At 37.1% G+C, this 23,760-nt stretch carries 26 protein-coding genes and 1 riboswitch; of the genes, 4 read left to right on the forward strand and 22 right to left on the reverse strand.

The genetic code is table 11. The features are described 5' to 3' along the window. Positions 1 to 135 precede the first annotated feature (135 nt). On the forward strand, positions 136 to 384 hold the full coding sequence (locus COJ96_RS16130) for a ferredoxin (protein ID WP_098574836.1): 249 nt from the start codon (positions 136 to 138) through the stop codon (positions 382 to 384). A 112-nt stretch (positions 385 to 496) separates the two neighbouring features. Here the strand turns inward: COJ96_RS16130 and COJ96_RS16135 are convergent, their stop codons facing one another. The 18 genes from COJ96_RS16135 to COJ96_RS16220 all read right to left on the reverse strand — a co-directional run bounded on the left by COJ96_RS16135 (position 497) and on the right by COJ96_RS16220 (position 17,282). Continuing rightward, positions 497 to 1,081, reverse strand: a complete 585-nt coding sequence (locus tag COJ96_RS16135) for an ECF transporter S component (RefSeq protein WP_098574837.1) — start codon at positions 1,079 to 1,081, stop codon at positions 497 to 499. A gap of 168 nt (positions 1,082 to 1,249) precedes the next feature. Further along, positions 1,250 to 1,383, reverse strand: a riboswitch (FMN riboswitch). 110 nt (positions 1,384 to 1,493) lie between these two features. After that, the gene (locus COJ96_RS16140; protein WP_098574838.1) at positions 1,494 to 2,240 is read right to left on the reverse strand and encodes a peptidoglycan DD-metalloendopeptidase family protein; all 747 of its coding nucleotides are present in this window, start codon (positions 2,238 to 2,240) and stop codon (positions 1,494 to 1,496) included. A 171-nt stretch (positions 2,241 to 2,411) separates the two neighbouring features. Then, the gene (locus tag COJ96_RS16145) at positions 2,412 to 3,587 is read right to left on the reverse strand and encodes a hypothetical protein (RefSeq protein ID WP_098574839.1); all 1,176 of its coding nucleotides are present in this window, start codon (positions 3,585 to 3,587) and stop codon (positions 2,412 to 2,414) included. Beyond that, positions 3,562 to 4,113 carry an RNA polymerase sigma factor SigX gene (sigX, locus tag COJ96_RS16150; protein ID WP_098574840.1) on the reverse strand — a complete coding sequence of 184 codons (552 nt, stop codon included), beginning with the start codon at positions 4,111 to 4,113 and terminating at the stop codon, positions 3,562 to 3,564. The genes COJ96_RS16145 and sigX overlap by 26 nt, the downstream gene beginning before the upstream one ends. 231 nt (positions 4,114 to 4,344) lie before the next feature. Next, positions 4,345 to 6,132: an ATP-binding protein gene (locus COJ96_RS16155; protein ID WP_098574841.1), complete on the reverse strand. Its 1,788-nt coding sequence runs from the start codon at positions 6,130 to 6,132 to the stop codon at positions 4,345 to 4,347. Beyond that, positions 6,129 to 6,845 (reverse strand): response regulator transcription factor, encoded by a 717-nt coding sequence (locus COJ96_RS16160; protein WP_098574842.1) that lies wholly within the window; start codon positions 6,843 to 6,845, stop codon positions 6,129 to 6,131. The genes COJ96_RS16155 and COJ96_RS16160 overlap by 4 nt, the downstream gene beginning before the upstream one ends. 174 nt (positions 6,846 to 7,019) lie before the next feature. Continuing rightward, the gene (gene ccsB, locus COJ96_RS16165) at positions 7,020 to 8,204 is read right to left on the reverse strand and encodes a c-type cytochrome biogenesis protein CcsB (protein WP_098574843.1); all 1,185 of its coding nucleotides are present in this window, start codon (positions 8,202 to 8,204) and stop codon (positions 7,020 to 7,022) included. Further along, positions 8,205 to 9,827 (reverse strand): cytochrome c biogenesis protein ResB, encoded by a 1,623-nt coding sequence (resB, locus tag COJ96_RS16170; protein ID WP_098574844.1) that lies wholly within the window; start codon positions 9,825 to 9,827, stop codon positions 8,205 to 8,207. A gap of 21 nt (positions 9,828 to 9,848) precedes the next feature. After that, the gene (resA, locus tag COJ96_RS16175) at positions 9,849 to 10,373 is read right to left on the reverse strand and encodes a thiol-disulfide oxidoreductase ResA (RefSeq protein WP_098574845.1); all 525 of its coding nucleotides are present in this window, start codon (positions 10,371 to 10,373) and stop codon (positions 9,849 to 9,851) included. Positions 10,374 to 10,470: 97 nt separating this feature from the next. Next, positions 10,471 to 11,208, reverse strand: a complete 738-nt coding sequence (gene rluB, locus COJ96_RS16180) for a 23S rRNA pseudouridine(2605) synthase RluB (protein ID WP_098574846.1) — start codon at positions 11,206 to 11,208, stop codon at positions 10,471 to 10,473. A 160-nt stretch (positions 11,209 to 11,368) separates the two neighbouring features. Then, positions 11,369 to 11,905 carry a spore maturation protein gene (locus tag COJ96_RS16185; protein WP_098574847.1) on the reverse strand — a complete coding sequence of 179 codons (537 nt, stop codon included), beginning with the start codon at positions 11,903 to 11,905 and terminating at the stop codon, positions 11,369 to 11,371. 6 nt (positions 11,906 to 11,911) lie between these two features. Beyond that, entirely contained in the window at positions 11,912 to 12,499 is a 588-nt protein-coding gene (locus tag COJ96_RS16190) for a nucleoside recognition domain-containing protein (protein WP_026563973.1), read from the reverse strand. Beyond that, a complete protein-coding gene (locus COJ96_RS16195; RefSeq protein WP_257148537.1) occupies positions 12,492 to 13,637 on the reverse strand; it encodes a D-alanyl-D-alanine carboxypeptidase family protein in 1,146 nt (381 codons plus the stop codon). Before COJ96_RS16195 ends, COJ96_RS16190 begins: the two co-directional genes overlap by 8 nt. A 169-nt stretch (positions 13,638 to 13,806) precedes the next feature. Next, entirely contained in the window at positions 13,807 to 14,697 is an 891-nt protein-coding gene (locus tag COJ96_RS16200; protein ID WP_098574848.1) for a superoxide dismutase, read from the reverse strand. Positions 14,698 to 14,871: 174 nt separating this feature from the next. Continuing rightward, entirely contained in the window at positions 14,872 to 15,360 is a 489-nt protein-coding gene (locus tag COJ96_RS16205) for a YpuI family protein (RefSeq protein WP_098574849.1), read from the reverse strand. A gap of 37 nt (positions 15,361 to 15,397) precedes the next feature. After that, entirely contained in the window at positions 15,398 to 15,817 is a 420-nt protein-coding gene (locus COJ96_RS16210) for a hypothetical protein (RefSeq protein WP_098574850.1), read from the reverse strand. A gap of 120 nt (positions 15,818 to 15,937) precedes the next feature. After that, positions 15,938 to 16,525, reverse strand: coding sequence for an SMC-Scp complex subunit ScpB (gene scpB / locus COJ96_RS16215; protein WP_098574851.1), 588 nt, complete (start codon positions 16,523 to 16,525; stop codon positions 15,938 to 15,940). Beyond that, the gene (locus COJ96_RS16220; RefSeq protein ID WP_098574852.1) at positions 16,512 to 17,282 is read right to left on the reverse strand and encodes a segregation/condensation protein A; all 771 of its coding nucleotides are present in this window, start codon (positions 17,280 to 17,282) and stop codon (positions 16,512 to 16,514) included. The genes scpB and COJ96_RS16220 overlap by 14 nt, the downstream gene beginning before the upstream one ends. Before the next feature lie 210 nt (positions 17,283 to 17,492). On the opposite strand from COJ96_RS16220, the gene COJ96_RS16225 reads away from it, so the two are divergent. Next, positions 17,493 to 17,582: a YjcZ family sporulation protein gene (locus COJ96_RS16225; RefSeq protein ID WP_066363308.1), complete on the forward strand. Its 90-nt coding sequence runs from the start codon at positions 17,493 to 17,495 to the stop codon at positions 17,580 to 17,582. Positions 17,583 to 17,737: 155 nt separating this feature from the next. After that, entirely contained in the window at positions 17,738 to 18,268 is a 531-nt protein-coding gene (locus COJ96_RS16230; protein WP_306460595.1) for a DUF309 domain-containing protein, read from the forward strand. Positions 18,269 to 18,299: 31 nt separating this feature from the next. On the opposite strand, the gene COJ96_RS16235 is transcribed toward COJ96_RS16230, so the two are convergent. Then, the gene (locus COJ96_RS16235) at positions 18,300 to 18,650 is read right to left on the reverse strand and encodes a GNAT family N-acetyltransferase (protein WP_098574854.1); all 351 of its coding nucleotides are present in this window, start codon (positions 18,648 to 18,650) and stop codon (positions 18,300 to 18,302) included. Positions 18,651 to 19,150: 500 nt separating this feature from the next. Here COJ96_RS16235 and COJ96_RS16240 point away from each other — a divergent pair, with 500 nt between their 5' ends. After that, entirely contained in the window at positions 19,151 to 20,014 is an 864-nt protein-coding gene (locus COJ96_RS16240) for a DUF1002 domain-containing protein (protein ID WP_098574855.1), read from the forward strand. A 219-nt stretch (positions 20,015 to 20,233) separates the two neighbouring features. Here COJ96_RS16240 and lysA read toward each other — a convergent pair whose 3' ends face one another. From lysA to spoVAEA, 3 genes are all read right to left on the reverse strand, one after another. Then, entirely contained in the window at positions 20,234 to 21,538 is a 1,305-nt protein-coding gene (gene lysA, locus COJ96_RS16250; RefSeq protein ID WP_098574857.1) for a diaminopimelate decarboxylase, read from the reverse strand. Positions 21,539 to 21,696: 158 nt separating this feature from the next. Further along, positions 21,697 to 23,187, reverse strand: coding sequence for a spore germination protein (locus COJ96_RS16255; RefSeq protein WP_098574858.1), 1,491 nt, complete (start codon positions 23,185 to 23,187; stop codon positions 21,697 to 21,699). Continuing rightward, the gene (gene spoVAEA / locus COJ96_RS16260; RefSeq protein ID WP_142333014.1) at positions 23,174 to 23,743 is read right to left on the reverse strand and encodes a stage V sporulation protein SpoVABEA; all 570 of its coding nucleotides are present in this window, start codon (positions 23,741 to 23,743) and stop codon (positions 23,174 to 23,176) included. Before spoVAEA ends, COJ96_RS16255 begins: the two co-directional genes overlap by 14 nt. Positions 23,744 to 23,760: the final 17 nt, after the last annotated feature.

Genomic DNA, 23,760 nt, shown 5'->3' on the forward strand with positions numbered 1-23,760 from the left:
GATAAACTAAAGTGATAAAGGCATTTTTCTATTGAAAAGTTGACGATACAGTTTTACAATAGATATGAGTTATCCGTTTTCATATTAATAATGGAAATGAGTCTTATTTTTTTAATTTACTGGGAGGTTTTTTTCATGGCAAAGTACACAATTGTTGATAAGGAAACATGCATTGCATGTGGAGCTTGCGGCGCGGCAGCACCAGATATCTATGATTACGATGATGAAGGTATCGCATACGTAACACTTGATGATAATGAAGGAATTGTTGAAATTCCTGATGTATTAATCGATGACATGATGGATGCTTTCGAAGGCTGTCCTACTGATTCCATTAAAGTAGCTGACGAAGCTTTTGATGGCAATCCAACTAAATTTGAGTAATATTTAGGATAATACGTTTAAGCTACTGCCTCTCTCCTATTTTAGGTGAGGGGCCTTTATTTTTGTTTACAAAATAAAACAGGAGGAATGATTCCCCCTGTCCTTTAGCTACTTAGGCGCTTTTAATTGTAGTAAATTTATTGATCCATGCTTGCATCCGTATGAACAGAAGCATGAAGATGATGGACATCATGACTCCTTTTAAAAGGTTAAATGGTAAGATTGCTGGCAATACTAAATTCCTCATATCTGGAAAGCCCATTAGAACAGTATATGCAGGTAAAATTACCAAGTAGTTTAAAATACTCATCATAACTGCCATGATTGCCGTACCAAAAATTAATGCTAGCGTCATACCTTTTCTAGTCTTAAGTCTATTATATACAAAATAAGTCGGCAGGATAAAAACAATTCCCGCAACGAAATTGGCTATCTGCCCCACTGGAATTCCTGTTTGACTACCTGTCTGAATATAATTAAGGACATTTTTAAAAAACTCAACTAAAATTCCTGCAATCGGTCCAAAAATCAATGTGGCAATTAATGCTGGAATGTCACTGAAATCGACAAACAAGAAATTTGGGAATAGCGGCAACGGAAATTGTATGAGCATTAACAGAAAAGCAATACTACTCAGCATTCCTATTGACACATAAGCCCTAACGTTCATTTTCCTCTTTTTCTGCATTTTCTTCATCTTCCTCTCTCCTTTTTTTGATCCATCGCGTTAAGGAAGAGAGGTTCAGCAACAGACGAGACCAATGTAAATAAAAACTCCCTCAGCAATAATTCGCTTAAGGGAGTTTACAAAGGCACGCTTAATAAACGTTCATTAATATAAATTTTTTTTGAACGTCTGCAGAACCTCCATCTTCTCCCATCCAGACTATACTGTCGGCTTTGGAATCTCACCAAATCCTGCCATAAAACGGCTCGCGGGCTTATGAGTTTTACTCAAATACCGCCGATCGGGAATTTCACCCTGCCCCGAAGATAGATCGATATTAAATTACAATTTCAATTATACTGCAGAACTTATCTTTTGTTAAGTAAAAGGTTTCACGTAACAAGACCCGCAGAAAATAGTCTGCGGGTCTTGCTGCGTGAAATTAATGTATATTCAATATTTGTTTAGGTTTGATCAAGTCGGTGGAAAGGTGGTTTAACTCTTTAATCCGGGTCACCGAGATGTTTTTTTCCCTCGAAATCGAATACAATGTATCACCTTGTTTGACGATATATTGCTGGTTTGTCACCTTGATTTTATCCTCATGATTGAATTTAATATGTGAGCTCGCTTCTAATACAACGCCATTGCTTGCGGCAATCCCTCCGCGTACTGTCTCCCCTGTGTCAGCTTTTCCTAATATCTTTTCTGGATCCAATGCAAACTTCTTATCATATCTCCATTCTTGCTGATGCGTTTCAAAATGGAGATGTATCCCTGTAGCTTGTCCAGTTTCCCCCATTTTTCCTATTACTGTACCTTGCTTAATCTTTTGTCCTTGAAACACGTTTCTCTTGTTTAAATGTGCATAGACAGTTACTAAATGACTTGGGTGTTTAATAAACACTACGTTTCCATATGTATTAGAGTAATAAGATTTCACCACCTGTCCGTCAGCAACTGCTAGTACAGGTGTATTTAATTTTCCAGCGATATCAATTCCCTTATGCTTACCCATCCTTGTTCCATATGTATCAGAAACTATACCATCTGCAGGCCATATCCATCCATCCTTCATCTCTTTATTAACCTGCATACTAGCTTCGGAATGTTTTCCTCCTAAAAATAACAAACTGACACATAGCGCCATAATTAGGGCTATAATAACCCTTTTTATGTAATCTCGCATTTTCTTTAGTCACTCTCCTTATTTCTTTTCCTCCTCCACACAATATGTAGTATTTTTCACCTTTAGAACATATTCCTTATCGGTGGAGTGATTAGGCATACTTGTTATAATTTGGAGAAATGATAAATAATATTCATTAAAAAATCAACCTTTAACGGTTGATTAAGTAAATTATTGTAATGTCCGTTGATTCGGAGCCAGCGGTACTTTGTTCTTTTTTGACAGGTCAAATGGACCAAGATTTTTTATTGGCGGGTTCGTAATAAAGACTTTTTCTAATCCGAATTCTTTTGCAGTTAATAACAGTGACTCATAAGCGTTGATTGTTGATTGATCATCTTGAAGGCTCGTATTATCCTCTATTGATACAATTAACGTTTTCTCTTTAATAGAAACCTCATTTATCGGAAGTGCAGGTAAAAGTGAACTTTTTAATCCTAGTGTGGGCTGATCCTTTTTCATTTCCTCAACAGCCGTCTTAATATCTTCATATTTTTCTATAGATGGGACTAGGAAGGGTATATCATTACCCTCAGAATAATAAAAGAAGTAGGCATGATTCTTTTGTTGCTTTATCCTCACTTCGTCTTGATGACCATAATTCCCCAATTCAATACCAGGTTCACCATTGGTTGAAAATCTTATCTTTTTAATATCACTATTGGAGGAGATATCTTTTTTCAGTACATTAATGAAATTTGTTTCTGTCGCTGATCCTTGTCCATACTGATGGTTTGATGGAACATCGACTAAGATAGCATTATTTTTTTCATCAAGTTTCAATGAAGCACTAAGAGGATAGAATTCACTTAATCCCCATTCCTGCTCCTTTAAATTCACCATATTTTCATTAAATAACTCTAGCCATTTTTTCTCATTTGAATCATTAATTATTGTTGAAACGGGTACAAGGATTTGTATTTGGGGGTCAGGAATCCAGAAGGTTAATACTTTTCCATCACCCACTTCTTCATCATAAATAGCCGTTTTCGAAGTTTGAGTTTTATCAGCTCCTGAAAATGTCCATGCTTTTGGACTTGCATCCTCCTTTTTCAATGCAATGGTTGAATTTTCATCTGCCTTTTGTATGTCACGCTCTACAGATGATTTTTCTTGACCAGCGTGATCCTCTGAATATTGTGGCCCGACCATTAATTTAGGAATTAAGATAAAGAAGATGAGCAAGGCAGCAACAGTAGCAAGACCAGGTACCAGCCATTGTTTTGGTTTCTTTTTTCTTATCGGAAGATTTTCGTAAATGTCACGAGGATTGCGATCATCTTGTATTTTAGGCATCTGCCTTAATAATTCTTCGAGCTGCTTATCGCTCCACTCTGACTTTTTCACTAGTTAATCCCTCCTTTTCATAAGAAAGTTCCATATGCTTCTTCAATACCTTTAACGAACGGTGTTGTGTAGTTTTCACCTTACTTTCAGTCCATCCTAGTGCTTGGGCAGTTTCAGAAATAGATAAATCTTGTATATACCGTAGAATTATTACAGCTCTTTGATCCAGTGTGCAATATTCGAGGCAATTATATACCCATCTGATTTCTTCCCTTTGTACTGCAATTTCTTCTGGAATCGGATATCCGTCTTTCAGTTGATCAGTTGACCAATCGAATTTTTCCAGTAATCTTCCTTTCCAACCTTTTTGTTTTCGGAAAAAGTCTATAGCTACATTTCTCGCAATCGAAAAAAGCCATGTTTTCTCACTGCTTTTCCCTTCAAAACGACGATAGGATTTAAATACCCTTATATAAACCTCTTGGACAAGATCCTCTGCTTGTTCTTTGTTTCTAACCATATAAAATAGAAATTGAAAAACGTCGTGATGGTATTTTTGATAAAGTTCATCGAAAACGGAGTCCATCCATTCCCCTCCCCGTTCATAATATTAGTCGATTTATATGTATAAAAAGTTTCACCTTATAAATATAGACTTTTTTGTGACAAAATGAAAGGTATTATTTGGAATAGATTTCCTAAAGATTTGACAAAAAACTCATCCTATTTTTATGGATGAGTTTTTGATTGAACAATATTTTTTTCTTAAATGTTCCCCGTGAATCAAGAACAGTCGGCAAAAAACTTGTTCATTTTACTATTTTCGAGGTACTAAAAAGGAAAATGTCGTCCCCTGTCCAAGTTTACTTTGAACCGAGATATGACCATGATGTGCATCAATAATATTTTTTGCTATGGCTAGTCCAAGGCCTGTTCCTGCTCTTCCTCTAGTTCGTGCCTTATCAGCTTTATAAAAGCGCTCAAAAACGAACGGCAAGTCTTCTTCAGGAATACCAGAGCCAGAATCCTTTACTCCAATCATGATTCCCTTTTCTTCAGATCCGACACTTAATTTAACTGATCCACCTTTAGGTGTATGTCTGATTGCATTATCAATTAAATTAGTGAGTACCTGTTCGATTCGATCAGGATCAAAAGAAATAGAGGTGATTCCATTTTCAATCTCCACATACAATCGAATTTCATTATCTTTAGCTAAACCCTGAAACTTATGGATTATACGATTAATAAATGAAGAAATATCAATTTCTTCCATTGTTAGTTGAAGATGACCCGCTTCCATTCGCGCCAGATCCAGCAACTCATTTACAAGCCGGCCCATCCGCAATGATTCATCGTAGATAACCTTTGCCATTTCCTTTTTCTCTTCCTGGGATTCAGCAATATCATCTACAATCGCCTCACTATACCCTTGTAACATCGATATAGGTGTTCTAAGTTCATGTGAAACATTTGCAATAAAATCTTGTCTCATCTTATCTAGCTGCCGTTCCTCTGTCATATCCCTTAAAACAGCAACAGCACCGCGGATAAAACGGTTACTATATAAGGGGCTTACTAAGATGACCCAATGCCTGCCTTGAAACGAAATTTCACCAATTTGTTCAGACTCAGTATCTACTGCTTGTTGAAATAGATCCATTACCTCCGTTGGGATAGCCTCAGAATCAGCACTTAATACACCCATTTCATAATACCAATATTGTAGAAAACGGTCAGCCGGGGGATTAGTAATTAAGATTGTACCATCCCGATTAAAAGTAATAACTCCATCTGCCATACTACTTAAGATACTTGATAGCTGCTCTTTTTCTTGGCTGAGTGCACTCATATTGAATTTCAATTGTCTGCCCATTTGATTAAACGCAGTTGCTAATTCACCAATTTCATCGTGAGTGAGGATTGGAACTTTGGTATCGAACTTCCCTCGAGCCACTTCAAATGCTGCTTCCCTCATCTTTCTTAACGGAGCAGCAATTCTTGTAGATAAAAAGAATGCAAAAATCGTTGTAAGAATAATTGCAACGCCAGCCACAAGTAGAATAAATTTTGTTGTTTCATGAGTTGTTTCCTGCATGACTTCCATTGATTGATAAATAAATACAGCACTATGCTTTTCGCCAGGAAGATGCAAAGGTACACCGATAATCGTAAACTTTGTTCCCTTTCCATCATCATCATTTTCATTGAACGTAAGTGTGGAAACCTTTTCTACATTAACGTCTCTTTGAAAGACCTGTGATAAATTTGGGTCATTCTTAATATCTGTCAATGATAATCTTTTCGTCTTTTCTGTGTTTGGAGAGTAGTAGATTTCATTATCATTTTTGATGATGACAACATTATTTACTTTATCGATAATTTCCCAGGATATCTCTAATCCAAGTGATAATTCCCCATTAGTATGGCCTTCTAAAACGTTAGCAATCTTCTCGGCTGTATTGGTTAAATCCTCTTTCATCCCAAGAGTATTGTAGTTTTGGAAAAATTCGAGAAGCATGATTGTTAAGATGAAAAGCACAACTGAAACTAATAAAAGAATCGTTAACCATAGCTTTCCTACAACACTTCTTAAAAAGGTCATTCATTAATAACCTCAAATTTATAGCCTACACCCCAAACTGTAACGATCATTCTAGCAGCCGGCTCGGAAACTTTATTTAATTTTTCACGGAGACGCTTTACATGTGTATCTACTGTTCGCAGATCTCCGAAAAACTCGTAATGCCAGACTTCTTTAAGTAATTGTTCCCGGTCAAAAACCTTATCAGGCGCTTTCGATAAGAAATAAAGTAATTCATATTCTTTTGGAGTTAAACTAACATCTTTACCATTAGCTGATACTCTGTGTGCATCATTATCAATTGTTAAGTGCGGAAATACAATGACGTCTTTAGTTGTTGTTTCCGTTTGCAGGTAACTAGTTTGTGATGATCTTCTTAACAACGCTTTAACCCTTAAGACAACTTCCCGGGGACTGAATGGTTTAACAATATAATCGTCTGTTCCCACTTCGAATCCTTGAACTCGATTGATTTCTTCCCCTTTTGCTGTCAGCATGATTACTGGCGTTGCCTTTTTTTCTCTTAATTCACGACAAACTTCAATTCCATCCTTACCAGGCATCATTAGGTCGAGGAGAATGGCATCATAATCATTAGCAAATGCTTTCTCTAATGCCTCATTCCCGTCTTCCGCTTCATCAATTATATAATCTTCTCGCTCTAAGTACATTTTTAATAAGCGACGAATTCTTTCTTCATCATCTACCACTAAAATTTTCACGTCTTTATCCATTAATAATCCCCCCATGGAGTTTATTTTACAAAACACTATTGTTTTATGCTATAATTTCCTGCTAATTCACCTGAAAAATTGTGTCAATATTTTGACAAACTATAAACATTTGAGTTTTAAAAAGGCCCTCACTTTAATAAAAGTGAAGGCTATAAAATTTAGCTTTAAAGCAATTTAACCTGCATAGGAATGGAGTCCAGCAATAACAAGATTTACTGCAACCAGGTTAAACATAATTATGACAAAACCAATAACAGCTAGCCATGCGGATTTTTCTCCATGCCAGCCTTTTGAAAGACGTAGATGTAAAAATGCTGCGTAAAACAACCAAGTAATTAATGCCCATACTTCTTTTGGATCCCAGCCCCAAAACCGCGACCAAGCCATTTGGGCCCAAATCATTGCAAAAATCAGGGCACCTAGCGTAAAAACAGGAAAACCGATTAACACAGATCGATAGCTGATTTCATCCACAAAGTCTAGTTTAATATTTTTTACAATCGGCTTAAGTGCCGCTGCAATTCGCTTTCTTAAAATTAATCTAATGACGCCATAAATAACAATCCCCGCCATCAATGACCAAATGACTGTATTTAATTTTTTTGCATTAATAAAAGCTGGAACCTCGAACAAAGGTTTAAATCCATCTTTAGTTACTAATTCTCCTTCATGTGGACCAGAAAGCGCAGGCATTGTATATTCAAGCACAGACGCGTTATCGTGTTTATCAATCCAATTAAATTTTTCATGATAACCCAAACCAGAAAAAATGGAGGAAACAGCAACAAATCCAATGACTGCAACAAGTGCAAACATCACCATTTCAAGCCAAAAGGTTTGTTTGCTTAATTTGGTTTGATCAATTGCCTTAACAAGATAAATAAGCCCAGCAGCAAAACTAATCGCTAAAATAGCTTCCCCAATTGCCGCAGTCGTAACATGAATATGTAGCCAATAACTTTGCAGCGCAGGAATTAGTGGCGAAATATCCTTCGGAAACATACTTGCATAAGCGATAACCAAAATAGCCACAGGCATGGTAAATAATCCAAGTAATGTAGTTCGATAAATAAAATATATAACAATAAATGCACCGACTAGAGCCATTCCAAAGAATGTTGTAAACTCAAACATATTACTTACTGGAGCGTGTCCTGCCGCAATCCATCTCGTAATAAAATAACCTAATTGGGAGATAAAACCAATAATCGTTAAAAAGACTGCTATTTTCCCCCACTTATTGGTTCCTTGCTTTTCTTCCCCTTGCTTTTTGGATTTAATCGACCCGCCAAAAAATAGGGTTGCAACTAAATATATAATAAAAGAAATAAATAATAAATTACTACTTATTGATACCAACTAGACTCCCCCCTTATCCGATTCTTCTAATTGAGTTTGATCAATTGGCATTTTAAGATTCGTATCTGCCAATACACCTTCAATTTCTCGTTTTAATCCATACCAATTTTTATTTGTGTGCGCAGCAATCCAGACTTCGCCGTTTTTATTTTGAAGCCAAATGCGGCGATGATTCCAATAGGCACCTTGAATGACACCAATCATAAAGATGATTCCACCTATAATAATCACCCAAAGGGTTGAATCTTTACGAACAATAAAGCCTGAAACATTTGTTGTTTCGATTCCATTGAAGGACATCTTATATTGGTTATCACCAAATGGTTCAATTGTTTGCTTGATGGCTACAAAACTTGTTTCTCCTTTTGGCTTATCAGGAGTCACCATCCGAAAGACAAAAGCAGGGTTGTTGGGTACCCGTGATTTAGTGGTTGGCTCGCCATTGTCTGCAAATTCAAAGTCAGGAAAATAGTTTAGTATTTCAACTGAGTAGCCCTTTCCGAGGTCATATTTCATCTTCGGATCTCTTAGGTCAACTGTAAGTTCGCCCATGGATTGGTTTGTCTTTTTATTTGTCAAACCAAATGACATTTTATTTAATTCATTCCTGAATGAAGCCTGGAAAACCGAATAGCCTTCATATGTGAGTGGTAAATTTACACGTACCTTATAATCTTCAACCTTTTTAAGGGTTGGTTTCTCTCCAGGGAGATTTTCTCCAACTCGTTTATATAGAACAACGTTAGATTGATAATTTTTTACAACTTCCCCGGCCTTATCAATCGCCTTTTCAAAGGTTTTATCTTTATTTTTATCGTAATGCTCCAGAATGAACTTGTTATTTTGAAGATAGAACTTTCCATCCGTCTCTGGAACAACAGCTGTTTCACCTTCACGCACCCAAAGGTCCTCGTTAACATACATTCCTGGAATAAAGCGCAGCATACCGCCGAATAAGAAAATAATTAAACCGACATGGTTTACGTATGGACCCCAGCGAGAAAAACGACCCTTTTCCGCTAGAATATCTCCATTTTCTTCTCGAATATTGTAGCGCCGTTCTTGTAAATGTTTCTTAACGATTGAAAAATCACTTTCACTTGCTGATTCGTTCACCCCGAAAACACGCTGACGTTTTAAAAAACCTTCATGTCGAGTTACTCTTTGGGCTTTAAGAGCCTTATACAATGGCACAACACGATCAAGACTACAAATGACTAGCGATATTCCAATCATTGCAATCAAAACTAAGTACCACCAAGAACTATATAGGTTATTAAATCCCAATTGGTAATATAATTTACCAAACCAGCCATATTCTTGTTCGTAGTATACATCTGGAGGTAAATCGATATACATTTCTTGAGGCAATATGGTACCAAGTGATGAGGCAATTAAGGTGATTATAATCAGCCAAACGCCAACTTTTACTGATGAAAAAAAGTTCCATATTTTATCAATAATCGTTTTATTATATGTTTGTGAACGGCGTGCACTCCCTTCATAACGCATATCAATAAGCTGTTCTGTAGTAGATTGAACGATCAGCTCTTTTCCACATGCTTCACATAAAACGGTTCCATGGGGATTCACATGCCCACATTCACATTTAACATCCTTCATTCGAAAAAACTCCCTACAACCTTAAGGTTTAATTTTCTCCATAAACTCCCTTACTTTTTCTTCCGTGAGTTCACCAGTATAATAATTTACAACTTCGCCATTTTTATCAATTAAAAAAGTAGCTGGAAGCGGATCAATACCATAAGTATTCATGACTTCTTTATCCGTATCAATCATAATTGGAAAATCCAGTTTTAAACGCTCTGCAAATTGATTAACTGCGAGTTCAGATTCTTGAATATCTACTGTCAAGACTTGAACACCTTTGTCTTTATACTGATGATACTGATTATTAATATAAGGCATTTCCTTTTTACATGGCGGGCACCATGTTCCCCAGAAATTCAGGAATACCCCTTGTCCACGGTAATCTGAAAGCTGATGCTTTTTTCCTTGCATATCGACCAATGCAAAATCAGGAGCCTGTGCACCTACCGCAACTTTTTGTTTCGTATCGTTTGTAAAATTTTGATACAACGTATAAACAACGGCAGCACCTAGTAATAGTAAGATGATGGATCTTATAACTAATCGCCGTTTTTTCATAAGAAAACCCTCCCATAACCACTTGACACAGTTTGTCTAATTATAGCATTTCTCAATATATTCACAGTGTTAACGCAGAACGTAATTTGTGACGGTTTTATGAATTTTTTTTGGCAGACCCCATCCCAAGTGCTCTAAGTTGCTTTACTTCATGTGGTGTCAGTTCTCTTGCGTCACCTGTTCTTAAACCACTTAATGTTAAAAAACCGTAGCGTTCACGCTTTAATTTCACCACTTCATGGCCAATCGCTTCGAACATCCTTCTAACCTGACGATTTCTACCTTCATGGATGGTTATTTCAACGATTGCAGTTTGTTTTTTATTATCTGCCGAGAGTAATTTCACTCTTGCAGGGGCCGTTTTACCATCTTCTAGACGGATACCCCTTTCTAGTTTCCTTAAATTTTCCTTTAAGGGAATTCCTTTCACTTTTGCTACATAAACCTTATCAATTTCATTTTTAGGATGCATCAGTATATTAGCAAATTCCCCGTCATTGGTTAGCACTAATAAACCTGATGTATCATAATCAAGACGTCCAACGGGATAAATTCTTTCTTTTAGATGCGGAAAGAAATCTGTGACTACTTTTCTGCCCTTATCATCATTAACACTTGAGATAACTCCTCGTGGTTTATATAAAAGGAAATAAACAGGTTCTTCTTTCTCAATCTGAATTTCATCTACTTCTACCCTATCAGATGCAGAAACTTTCAGTCCAAGTTCGGTAACAACCTTTCCATTAACCTTTACGCGCCTTTCTTTTATTAGGTCCTCTGCTTTTCTTCTAGAAGCAATGCCCGCCCGAGCAATTACTTTTTGTAATCTTTCCATTGTTCCACCTCGAATTTATCTATATAAAACGATTTGACAGCAGCAAACTGCATCCTATCCTTATGAATTATGACACAATTCCTTCACTTTTCAAAGTAACGGATATTATTACAGAAAAATAAAAATAGCATGTCCAAAGAACATGCTACAATCGTGTTAATTATTTTGTACCAAAGATTAAACCAACAACGGCAATCGCCGCAATAATACCAACGACATCCGCGAGGAGTCCTACTTTAAGGGCATCCCCCATTTTTTTAATACCAACAGCTCCAAAATAAACGGTTAACACATAAAACGTCGTGTCAGTACTCCCTTGCAAAACAGATGCTAAACGGCCAATAAATGAATCTGGACCATATACAGCAATTAAATCACTAGTCATCCCAAGTGCTGCATTCCCAGAAATTGGCCTTATGATTAGTAATGGCACAATTTCAGCAGGTACGCCCATTGTTTTCATGAGTGGGCGAATCCAATTCATTAAAGCATCAAGTGCACCAGATGCCCGGAAGACGGAAATAGCCACAAGCATACCAACTAGAAAGGGAATAATGGATACAGCAATTTTAATGCCTTCCTTTCCTCCCTCAACAAAACTTTCATAGGTAGAGACGCGTTTCATTGTCCCATATAATAGAATAAATCCAATGAGTAATGGAATAAAAGTTAATGAAATTACCGAAATGAGTTCCATGCATCCTCATCCTTTTCTGTTTCTGCGATAATAGAAATAACGGTCAATTAGGATTGCTCCTAGTGCTGAAATAATAGTTGCAATGATTGTTGGAATGACAATCTCCGTAGGAGATGCTGAATGATAGTTCATTCTAATCGCAATGACAGTAGTAGGAATAATTGTAATACTTGCTGTATTAATTGCTAAAAAGGTGACCATGGATCTGCTGGCAGAATCCTTTCCCCCATTTAACTTTTTTAATTCTTCCATTGCCTTAATCCCTAAGGGAGTGGCAGCGTTCCCTAATCCAAACATATTTGAAATCATATTGGATAATATATATCCCATCGCTGGATGGTTAACTGGTACCTCCGGGAAAAGTCGTTTAACTAGCGGTCGAAAAAATCTAGAAAGACGCTCTAGAAGGCCCGATTCCTCCGCAATCCGCATCATTCCAAGCCAAAAGACCAGAACACTAATAAGCCCGATACACAGTGTCACCGCTTCTTTCGCCCCATCAAAGATTGCTTTGTTCACTTCAGCCATGGTTCCATTGATTAATGCGAAAATAAAACCAACAATAAACATAAACACCCAGATATAATTAACCATTGTCCTTCACACCACAAAAGATAAGAAAAATTTTCTTTACGAATTCAAACATTCCTTCTTTCTTTACAGGCACGCTTTGATAGTAAATAGGCGTTTCTTGGACAACACGCCCATCTAAGTAAACTGCAGCCTTACCTACGACTACATCATTCTTCTTATCATCATCAAATTTTTGTGTCGGTTTATTCAGTTTGTATTTTATGGAGAATAAATCCATTTCCTCGCTTGTAACCGGATAAACAATTGTTTTCTTTATATATAGGTGATTCTTATAAGCCTTATTCTTAATACCATCAATCTTACCCTCAGCTAACACTTCAGCCATATCAAACCCTTTAAAACCACTTTCATACATAGAAATATGGTCATTCCAATCATCTGGATCGTTTAAGGTGACTGCAATTAAGCTCATATCTCCCTTTGTTGCCGTTGTTACCAAGGTTCGTTTGGCCCGTTTTGTGTACCCTGTTTTTCCACCGGTGGTATATTTATATTTTGTTAGCAAGCGGTTTTTATTTTTCCAAACACGGTCCCAATCTTCCGTAGGATTTGGTGCTCGATAAACCTTTGTTCCAGAGATTTTTTTAAAGGTTTTGTCCTGCATGGCATAACGCATTAACACAGCCATGTCATAGGCTGTGGAGTAATGATTTTCATGATCATCAAGGCCATGAGGATTAGAAAAATGGGTATTTAACATCCCGATTTGCTTTGCTTTTTGATTCATTAGATAGGCAAAACCCTCAACACTTCCACCCACATATTCGGCTATTGCTACTGCAGTGTCATTTCCAGACCTGAGCATCAATCCATAGACTAAATCTTTAAGTTTAATTTTTTCTCCTGGCTTTAAATAAACAGATGATCCTTCCGCACGAGTTGCTTGTTCACTTACTTTTACATATTCATTCATTTTCCCCGATTCAATCGCTAGCTTCGCAGTCATTATTTTCGTAATACTCGCGATTCTTCTTTTTGTGTGGGCATCTTTCTCAAAAAGGATACGCCCTGATTTCTGCTCTATTAAAACAGCACTTGCTGCACTTACGGAAACAGAAGCTTCCACCTTTTGAGGAATGTTAGCAATGAATAGTGAGACCATGAGGGAATACATAACTAGCTTCCAAATCATTCTCATTAGATTTACCCCGTCCCCTTGTAAAGTTATCTTCTCTTTTAGTCAAAGCGGTTTCTGCTTTTCATTTTTCTTGTACAAGTTTATGCAGGACAAGGCTTGTTATGACAATTTGCTGAAGAAAAACGAAAGCAGACGACAACATGCCGTCTGCTCAATTTCATTTCCCTTATTACATTGCTGTCCATTTCATGTCTGCTGATTTTTCAAAACGCATTTCTACATCATGCCAATTGACTATGTTCCACCAATTGTCTACATATTCAGGTCTTTTATTCTTGTACTGAAGATAATAAGCATGCTCCCAAACATCTAATACCAAGAGTGGAATGGTATCCCATTGAGTCAAAAGCATATGTCGTTCAGATTGTAAAATCTCCAAATGTCTTGCTTGAGGTGACCAAACTAATATTGCCCAGCCTACTCCTTCCACTTGTTTGGCCGCTTCAGTAAATTGCTTCTTAAATGCCGTAAAACTGCCAAAGTATTTTTCTATTCCACTCTTCAAGGGTCCATGTGGACTCCCGCCTCCATGCGGGCTCATGTTTTTCCAAAAAATCGAATGAAGATAATGCCCTGACCCGTGAAAAGCAAGCTCTCTTGACCAGTGTTTAATTAATGCGAAATCATTTATTTCCCTTGCTTCTTTAAGTTTAAGTTCTGCTTTATTTAATCCATCAACATATGCCTGGTGATGCTTATCATGATGAAGTCTCATGATTTCTTCTGATATATATGGTTCCAAAGCATTATAGGGATAGGGGAGGTTAGGCAGTGTATGCCCGCCTAGAGGAACTCTTTTCTCTCCTACCCTTATGTCACCGCTCGCTTGTTTTCTATTAAAGTAATGTTCCATTTGCTCATGGATGTATTCAGCCTTAGCTTGTAATGTTAGTAGTTCTTCATTCGATAACTGCGTTCTTGTGCTTTCGATTAACTCAGTAAAACTATCCAGTTGTTCCCATAACTCTGAGCTGCTGCCCTCTTTTTCCGATTGAAGAAACTGCTTCATTTGCTCATTCCACTTAAACATTTCGTTTACATATTGACTAAATTTATCCATACCATCCCTCATTCCTGACCTGTTAAGATGTAATCTACCTAAATGGTATGAGAGATACGGTTTAATAAGAACAAAAACAAAGCTGCCCTTGTAGGGCAGCCGTAAAAAAATAAAAATATTAAGTTTTTCGACTATGGTAACAGTCCAGCTTCAGCGCTATGGCGCTGCCGCTTTTTATTTTGATTGGATCATTTTAGTTCTATAGTCTGTTTCATAATACTCAAGTTCTTCCCTGATTTGTTGAAAGTCACCTTCTAAACTTTTAACCAACTGAGCGATATTGTCTGATACAGTGCGGTAAAACTTAATAGAATTTCTTCCAGTGTATGCTGACCTGCTGTCCTCATACCATGCATCATTTTTCGGAGAGAAAAACTCTTCAATACATTGATGGTAAATTTTGTAAAGCGTCTTTTCCGCTGCAGCTTTTTGAAAAGGGCTGCCCTGCAAAATAACGGAACATGCATCTAACCCTTCCTCGCTATAAACAACTATTTTTCGTAAATTTGCGAAGATCAATTTATTATAGTTTGTATCTTCTTCATTTTCTAAGTTTAATTGTGAAATAGTTGTCTCATTTAAAAAATTCTCTAATGTTGAGATAGATCTTCCTAGAAAACTCTTTACATCATTTAATTGTGATTTTACCAATGTATTCCCCATTGTGTACCCCCTAGGTTTTTTACTTCGTTTATTATACTTATTTTGGCTGCATGATGAATTCAAGCGGAGAACGAAGCTCATATTCTTTCTTTTGATTTAAAGAAAGAAAAATTTCAGGTAATTTATTATAATTGATATCTTTAAAATACGATGCAAATTCCTGCTTAGAATTAATATAAAGTCGTTTCCGGCTGCGCAGGCCTGGGTTTTTCAAGAGACAGACCAACGCTACAATGTCTTTAAAGGCAATTTCATCATCTTGCTGAACAAAAATTGGGTCTTGCTGGTATGGTGTAAATTCATGCCGAATTTCATCAAAATACCTTACGTATAGAACATGAAGTGTTTTTTCCTCTCCATCTTCATAAAAGGTAACGATGCTCCTGTTAAAAAAATCCTCAGAAGTATTTGATTTTTCTTTTTCTAATTCAAACCCTTTACACTCTTTAATTAACAAATAAATTCCACTCCTTGGCCAATGAAAATATGGCAAATAAATCTGATCAACTCACCTGAGAATGAATTACATAATTTACTTAGCTTCATTTTATCATAAATTCAATTAAGTATTTGAAAATTAAGAATTAATCGTGTCCTGAAATCTCTCAAAAAAAAGATCTGCCTCTTCTTGAATGAATTCCTCTTCTCCCTTTTCGGGAAGCTTAGGAAGTTCTTCAATACTCTTTAGACCAAAGTAATCAAGAAACTCTTTTGTCGTCCCATATAAATAGGCTCTTCCAGTCCCTTCCGCACGACCAACTTCTTTGATCAATGCTTTGGCCATCAGGGTATGCAGCGGTCTCTCTGTTTTGACACCACGGATTTCCTCTATTTCCGCTCGAGTTATAGGCTGCTTATAGGCAATAATCGCTAATGTTTCTAATGCTGCCTGTGACAGTGTCGTCGTATGCGGGGAATCAACCAGCTTTTTTAAATAAGCAGCATTTTCTTTTTTCGTGGCAAGCTGGTATGTTCCCGCTAGCTGTACAATCATAATTCCCCTATTAGTATCACGCTCATATTGTTTTTTTAAATCTTCGATGATTTCATTTGCTTTTAATTCACTTACTTCAAGGACCTCTACTAGTTGTTTTAATGAAAGACCTTCATCTCCAGCAGCAAACAAAAGGCTCTCTAAAATGCTATTCCAATTAATGATGTCCAATCATTTCTGCCCCTTCCTTTACCGCTTCAACATAAATATCTCCAAAGTTCTCTCGTTGCTGTGCATCGATTTCTTTTCTTTTTATTAGCTCTAAAATCGCCAAAAAAGTGACTACAATGTGGTCTTTCGTTCGATAAGGAAATAAATCATTAAAGTTTTTCCGGCCCTTTAGCTGCTTTAATTCAGCCATTATTTCTGTCATTCTGGTATCAATTGATATTTCTTGGCGAGCAATCTTCGTAGCCATTGGGCGCTGAAGCTTCTTCCGTCGCATTAATTTTTGAAAAGCCGCCAGCATATCATATAGTGACACATTTAACTCTGCTTTTTCAGGCTGGCTCTCTTTTGCGTACTCTGAGAGATCACTTGGCGGCTTTGTATACATAAGCCCTCGCTCTACTTCCATCGACTTTAAGTCATGAGCTGCTTCTTTAAACTTGCGGTATTCGATTAGACGCTCAACCAGTTCATCTCGTGGGTCTTCTTCATATAAGATGTCAGGATCCTCATAACCAGGAACCTCCTCATGTTTGGGTAAGAGCATCTTACTCTTAATGACAAGTAATGTTGCAGCCATTACCAAAAACTCGCTTGCAACATCTAACTTAAGTTCATTCATTGTCTTAATATACATTAAGTACTGCTCAGTTATTTGGGCAACTGGAATATCATATATGTCAATTTCAAGCCCATTAATTAAATGGAGCAACAAATCTAACGGTCCTTCAAATGCATCAATTTTCACCTGGTATGGCATTGTACTTCACCAAAATTCTTTAAAAATAAGTTGTTGATTATCCACTTCGACTAATAATAGTATAGAGGATTAAATGAGGTTATCCAATAGAAAAATCAACTCCCCGAGGGAATATTATCAAATCATGATGTTTGCCCATAACATTGGACTAGTATCCTACATATGATGACAAGGAAAAGAACAAAACATCATTTTTAGGAGGTAGTGAATATGTCTGAACATGGATTTGGATCCGGATTTGCTTTAATTGTAGTTCTATTTATCTTGTTAATTATCGTTGGTGCTTCCTGGGTATATTAATTAGACAGGAAGGCTGAAGAACTACTAAAAAACCAGTTCAATAAAGCAGCCATTACCGTTAGACAAACTGGACCCGTCTTTCATGACGGGTTTTTTTTATTTATTCGAGACAGCATATAACTGTGATACACTATACATAATTATTGTGTAAGGGGGTGAATTGCTTGTACCCTAGCGAGTATATCCATTTTTTAGCCCATTTTCATGGAGACCGTGATTATTTCGAATGCCATGAACTTCTTGAAGACTATTGGAAAAAAACAGATTCGAGAAACAAAGACTCCATCTGGGTTGGTTTCATATTATTATCCGTTTCTCTATATCATCATCGCCGAAAAAATTTTAGCGGTGCAAAGCGGACGTTAGCTAAAGCAATTAAAATTTTCGAATTACAACCAGATTCTATCACTAAACTTGGAATAACTCCCGTCGGGCTTATCCATTTATTACATGAACAATTATCGTCTCTTCAGAAAGGTGAATCGTATCGAAGCATCTCAATTCCGATTTGTGACACTTCCTTAACTGAATTAGCGAAAAAAACATGTGAACAAAAAGGGTTTATTTGGGGTAATCAAAGTGATATGACCAATAAATTCATTATTGATCGTCATAAATTACGCGACAGAACCAGCATAGTCCAAGAAAGATTGAAGTCATTAAAGACGCGAAAAGGCAGCGAATAAATTATTATTCACTGCCTTTTTGAAGATAAGATTAGCAAAACTCACATTTTTCGATAAAAGCGGCTGTATTTTCATTAGCAGTAATTTCTTTTTCAGCATACATTTCTTTTAGAGCTTTAACCATCTTTTTACCGATTCCCTGATACCGATGTGAGGGATTAACGGAGATGTGTAAGATTTCTAAAGAATTGGTATCATTATGAAATAAGACACCTAACAGACCGATGATATCTTCCTCTTTCCAAAGAAATAGCTGTAATTGATCTTCGGTTTCATATTCCTTCATAGTTTGCTGAAGCTTTTTTAAGTCCTTTTCGGCGGGCATAAAAGACAATAACCCCATGGCTATTTTCTCGAAAGCTTTCTTATAACGAATTAACATTTAGATCCCTCATTATATTAAATAAACCGATAAACTTGATGGTTTAACAATAGTATATTTTTACCAAGTAGCTGAATATTAAACACTATTCATTATATGTATTGGAAGTTATTATGTTTCATCAATCACCATGATACATAATAAACGGTCAATCATCAATGGAAAAAATTAATATTAGTGTTTCGGTCCGATAAAAATCCAATAGATAACTCCCCATAAGATCGACACACCAATAAGAACACAAAATATAATCCAGTTGCTTCTCTTCATTAAAATGTTTCCTCCAAAAGAATATTGAAGATTTGGTACTGTCCTACATTCTACACTATTTTGCAAAAATAAGCTATTCTACTTACATATTTTACATTTTTTCGAGCAAGTTCTACTTTCTATGAAACTTAAAGCTTGTTATTTACGTTATTATTATTGAATTCGGTTATATTATAATAAACAGAGTCACTACATTTTCATGATTACCTGTAAATTCCGAGGAGGAAACTATGAAAAAAACTATTATTTACTTCATGTTGGCTTTTTTAATTTTCAATCCAATTCGCACCTTTGCTGATGTAGCAGAAGGTGACATGATTGTTACATTAGGTCAAAATTTAACTGAAGCTCAGAAGAAGGCACTTTTATTAGAAATGGGTGCTCCTGATGATGTTCAGATTGTCACTGTCACAAACGAGGAAGAACACCAGTATTTAGGGAAATATGTGTCAAAATCACTTATCGGAACAAAAGCCATTTCATCATCGGCGATAACCATCCAACCAAAAGGTGCGGGTGTCACGGTTGAAACGAAGAATATTAATTGGGTCACGGACGAAATGTACATCAATGCTCTAATAACTGCCGGTGTAAAGGATGCAAAAATTTATATAACGGCCCCGATTACTGTTTCTGGAACTGCAGCATTAACAGGGATTATAAAAGCCTACGAGATATCTGCTGATAAGACCATTCCTGAAGAAGTGAAACAGGCAGCAAATCAAGAAATGGTTGAAACTGCGAAATTAGGTGACTCCATAGGTGAAGAGAATGCCGCCGCGTTAATTGCAAAAATTAAAGAAGAAATTGCAAAGAATAAACCAAAAAATGATCAAGAATTACAAAATATTATCGAACAGGCTGCAAAGGACTTAAATGTAAAGCTTACAGATGAAGAAATGCAGCGGTTAATAGACTTTTTTAACAAGCTAAAGGATTTAAACATTGACTGGAATCAAGTTAGCGACCAATTAAATAAAGCGAAGGATCAAATTTCTAATTTTCTTAAGTCAGAAGAAGGGCAAGGTTTTTTAGATAAGTTAAAACAATTTTTCAATTGGCTGATTGATACGATTAAGTCGATATTCTCTTAATAGAAGGCTGTGTTAACCTTGTCTGTTGATTTCCGCTCCAGGTACTTCGCTTTCCGCGGGCGTTTGCGGGGAGCCTCCTCGGCGCTTAAGCGCCTGTGGGGTCTCCCCTGCCCCGTACTCCCNNTCGCACCTTCCGCTCCAATCAACATCGTGCCAATACTATTAATGAGCATTAAAATATAAAAAAACTGCCGCAAAAAAAATTTCTGCGGCAGTTTTTTATTTAAGAGGTAAATCATGTTTTATTAAATCCTCATATGTCTCTCTCTTTACCACAAGGGTTGCGATTCCGTTTTCTACGAATACCACTGCTGGACGCGGGATGCGATTATAGTTATTTGACATTGAATAGCCGTAGGCACCTGTACAAAAAACAGCAAGAATATCTTCTTCCCCTACATCTGGTAACGGTAAATCCCAAATCAACATGTCTCCTGATTCACAGCATTTCCCAGCTATTGATACCGTTTCTTTCGCTTTCGTTAATGGTTTATTCGCAAGAACAGCCTCATATTTCGCCTGATAAAGGGCTGGTCGAATATTGTCACTCATTCCACCATCCACTGCTAAATACTTTCGAACACCAGGAACTTCTTTGGATGAACCCACTTTATAAAGAGTAATTCCAGCATCCCCAACAAGCGAACGCCCTGGCTCAATCCAAATTTCCGGCATTTTTAAAGAATAGCTATCAGTTAATAATTTAACTTCCCGAATAATTTCACTCACGTATTGAGAAGGTTGAATGGGTTCATCTTCTTTTGTATAGCGGATTCCAAAGCCCCCGCCCAAATTTAATACTTTTGCTTCGAAGGAAAGCTCTCTTTTCCATGCTTCCATTTTTCCGACAATCTTTTTAGCTGCTAATAAAAAGCCAGTTGTTTCAAAAATTTGTGATCCAATATGGCAATGGAGACCAAGAACTTCAAAGTTATCATTTTTTAGTGCCATTTTTAATGCATCTTCCGCTTGTCCATTTTGAAGATCAAACCCAAATTTAGAATCTTCCTGCCCAGTTAAAATGTAATCATGCGTATGGGCTTCGATACCAGGGGTTACTCGGAGCAGGATGCTAACATGAGCATTTTTCTCTTTAGAAATGGTTTTCAAAAGCTCCAATTCTGAAAAATTATCCACAACGATGCAGCCAATTTCATGATCCAATGCCATTTCTAATTCTTCTCTGCTCTTGTTGTTCCCGTGAAAATGAATTCTCTCGACAGGGAACCCTGCAGCAATAGCAGTATACAATTCGCCGCCAGATACTACATCTAGTGACAATCCCTCTTCCTCAGCGAGCTGAATCATTGCAATGGTTGAAAAGGCTTTACTAGCATAGGCAACCTGCGCCTTGATCTCTTGTTCTTCAAATGCCCGTTTAAAAGATTGGGCCCTTTCACGCATTAATGCTACATCATATACATAAAGAGGAGTTCCATATTCTTTCGCCAACTCAATAGAATCGACCCCGCCAATTTCTAAATTTCCGTTTTTGTTTACGCCTGTTGTCCCGTAAAAATACATACCCTTCCCTCTCTCCCAATCACTCACTATAGTTTATGCGGACAATCACATAAGATAATAATAAATAGACAGAATCTACAAAAGATACTGCCTATTTTTCATTCTTTATCCCTTTATTTAATTAAAAATACTTTAGCATACCTGTTAGAAAAGTGCAATTATTTCTCGTTTGCTTTAGGCGGCTGCCGGTAACGGTTTCTAGGGTGAACAATACTTGGTCTCAAGATAGAACCTGGTATTGCTCTGCGCACAATGATTTGCAAAAATCCTTTCGGCTCAAAAGGAAGGAATGGCCACAGATATGGTGTATTAAGTGCACGTATTTTTACAAGGAAAAGGAAGAATACTGTCGCCCCAATAACAAATCCCGGCAGATGAAATAACGACACAAGAATTAACAGAGTTAATCGTCCAATTTTGTTTGCTACGCTTAATTCATAACTTGGAGTTGTAAAGGAACCAATCCCTGCAACCGCTACATACAAGATTACCTCTGGAACAAACAGCCCCACGCTAATCGCAATCTGCCCAATTAATACCGCTGCAATTAATCCCATTGCAGTCGAGAGTGGAGTGGGTGTATGTATGGCGGCCAATCGTAAAAACTCAATCCCAAAATCAGCCAAGAAAATCTGAACGATAATCGGGATATTTGTTGTTTCATTTGGTCCAATAAAAGAGAATCTTTCAGGTAATAAGGATGGTTCTAATACAAATAACATCCATAATGGGAGTAGTAAAATAGACGTAAGTACGCCTAAAAAACGGGTCCAACGCAAAAATGTTCCCATTGCAGGAGATTCACGAAATTCTTCTGCATGCTGTACATGATGGAAATATGTCGTAGGAGTGATTATGACACTTGGGGAGGTGTCAACATAAATTACAACATGCCCTTCCAGAAGATGTGTTGCAGCGATATCTGCACGCTCCGTATATCTTACGAGCGGAAAGGGATTCCAACCCTGCTTTAGAATGAATTCTTCTATCGTTTTATCAGCCATTGGAATTCCATCTGTATTAATTGCCTGAATTTCTTTCCTAATCACATTGACCATATCTGGATCTGCAACATCCTCTAAATACCCTAAAGCCACATCCGCCTTTGACCGTTCACCAACCTTTAGCATTTCAAAGCGAAGACGTTCATCTCGAATTCGCCGTCTCGTTAAGGCCGTATTCAAAATAATATTTTCAACAAACCCATCACGGGACCCTCTAACCACCTTTTCTGTATCAGGTTCTTGAGGCTGCCTTCCTGGATAGCTTCTGACATCAACGACAAAAGCTGTATTTTCCCCTTCCAATACTACAGCAACTAATCCGGACAAAACCTTATCAACAATGTAATCAAGTGTGGTAGCTTGTTCAACTGATTGATTGATTAGCCTATTTTCAATTACCTTAAAGAAATCTGATGATAATTTTTCATGGTCATTGATTTCAACTAATTCTTCAATTAATTCAATTACGAAGCGAGAATCACATAAGCCATTTACATAGTAGATATGTACGTCCTTCTTGAGGATTTTTAATTTCCTCACACCAAAATCAAAGCTTTTCCCAAGACCAACCCGTTGTTTCATATAGTTTTCAACTTCATTTACTGATTTAGGGATTGGCCATTTCTGTTCGTTACTTCTTGACATGGAAGCCACTCCTTTCAAGTATAAGCTCCACTGCTTTTTTTGTTATCGGGGAACCTTTTTTGTAGGAGTCATGTCTAGCCATCTTGCCAATATCACCAATTCCTACGATGACAGGAACCTCCAATTCATCAAGGCAGTAAACTGTATCACCATTTATTCTCCCGATTTCAAGCTCAGGTATACCAAATTTATCTACTCCATATGGAGTTAAATTTCCATCACGATCGATACTTACGTCCACCCTTGACCATTCTTCATGTCTTGATTTAGCTGCAACTGCAATAATTCCTAGAACTTCAATGTCTTCATGTCCTGCTACATATTTCAAAGCATTCTCACCAGCACCTTCTCCAACTATGCCACTATCATCAAACATCACTAATACAGGATCGTGAGGGGTCTTTTTTATCAACTGGACTATTTTCTCTCCGGTTAAGGTTGAAGGATTCCCTTGGGAACTAGAAATACATCGGCCACCTATTTCTTTGGCAACATGCTCGACTGCTTTCTTAGCATATTCATCACCGTCAGTAATTAAAATAACACGCCTCCGAATGCTCATAGTGTGCTGTC

This window comes from Bacillus sp. AFS073361 (genome assembly GCF_002567005.1).
Lineage (GTDB): Bacteria > Bacillota > Bacilli > Bacillales > Cytobacillaceae > Neobacillus.

Coding starts and splice junctions, on each gene's coding strand:
- COJ96_RS16155 (WP_098574841.1), bottom strand. CDS start 6,132: ATGACCTTTTTAAGAAGTGTTGTAGGAAAGCTATGGTTAACGATTCTT.
- COJ96_RS16255 (WP_098574858.1), bottom strand. CDS start 23,187: ATGTCAAGAAGTAACGAACAGAAATGGCCAATCCCTAAATCAGTAAAT.
- COJ96_RS16220 (WP_098574852.1), bottom strand. CDS start 17,282: ATGCCATACCAGGTGAAAATTGATGCATTTGAAGGACCGTTAGATTTG.
- COJ96_RS16135 (WP_098574837.1), bottom strand. CDS start 1,081: ATGAAGAAAATGCAGAAAAAGAGGAAAATGAACGTTAGGGCTTATGTG.
- sigX (WP_098574840.1), bottom strand. CDS start 4,113: ATGGACTCCGTTTTCGATGAACTTTATCAAAAATACCATCACGACGTT.
- COJ96_RS16160 (WP_098574842.1), bottom strand. CDS start 6,845: ATGGATAAAGACGTGAAAATTTTAGTGGTAGATGATGAAGAAAGAATT.
- lysA (WP_098574857.1), bottom strand. CDS start 21,538: ATGTATTTTTACGGGACAACAGGCGTAAACAAAAACGGAAATTTAGAA.
- resB (WP_098574844.1), bottom strand. CDS start 9,827: ATGAAGGATGTTAAATGTGAATGTGGGCATGTGAATCCCCATGGAACC.
- COJ96_RS16130 (WP_098574836.1), top strand. CDS start 136: ATGGCAAAGTACACAATTGTTGATAAGGAAACATGCATTGCATGTGGA.
- COJ96_RS16225 (WP_066363308.1), top strand. CDS start 17,493: ATGTCTGAACATGGATTTGGATCCGGATTTGCTTTAATTGTAGTTCTA.
- COJ96_RS16185 (WP_098574847.1), bottom strand. CDS start 11,905: ATGGAACTCATTTCGGTAATTTCATTAACTTTTATTCCATTACTCATT.
- COJ96_RS16200 (WP_098574848.1), bottom strand. CDS start 14,697: ATGGATAAATTTAGTCAATATGTAAACGAAATGTTTAAGTGGAATGAG.
- resA (WP_098574845.1), bottom strand. CDS start 10,373: ATGAAAAAACGGCGATTAGTTATAAGATCCATCATCTTACTATTACTA.
- COJ96_RS16205 (WP_098574849.1), bottom strand. CDS start 15,360: ATGGGGAATACATTGGTAAAATCACAATTAAATGATGTAAAGAGTTTT.
- COJ96_RS16140 (WP_098574838.1), bottom strand. CDS start 2,240: ATGCGAGATTACATAAAAAGGGTTATTATAGCCCTAATTATGGCGCTA.
- rluB (WP_098574846.1), bottom strand. CDS start 11,208: ATGGAAAGATTACAAAAAGTAATTGCTCGGGCGGGCATTGCTTCTAGA.
- COJ96_RS16235 (WP_098574854.1), bottom strand. CDS start 18,650: ATGTTAATTCGTTATAAGAAAGCTTTCGAGAAAATAGCCATGGGGTTA.
- COJ96_RS16195 (WP_257148537.1), bottom strand. CDS start 13,637: ATGAGAATGATTTGGAAGCTAGTTATGTATTCCCTCATGGTCTCACTA.
- COJ96_RS16190 (WP_026563973.1), bottom strand. CDS start 12,499: ATGGTTAATTATATCTGGGTGTTTATGTTTATTGTTGGTTTTATTTTC.
- COJ96_RS16240 (WP_098574855.1), top strand. CDS start 19,151: ATGAAAAAAACTATTATTTACTTCATGTTGGCTTTTTTAATTTTCAAT.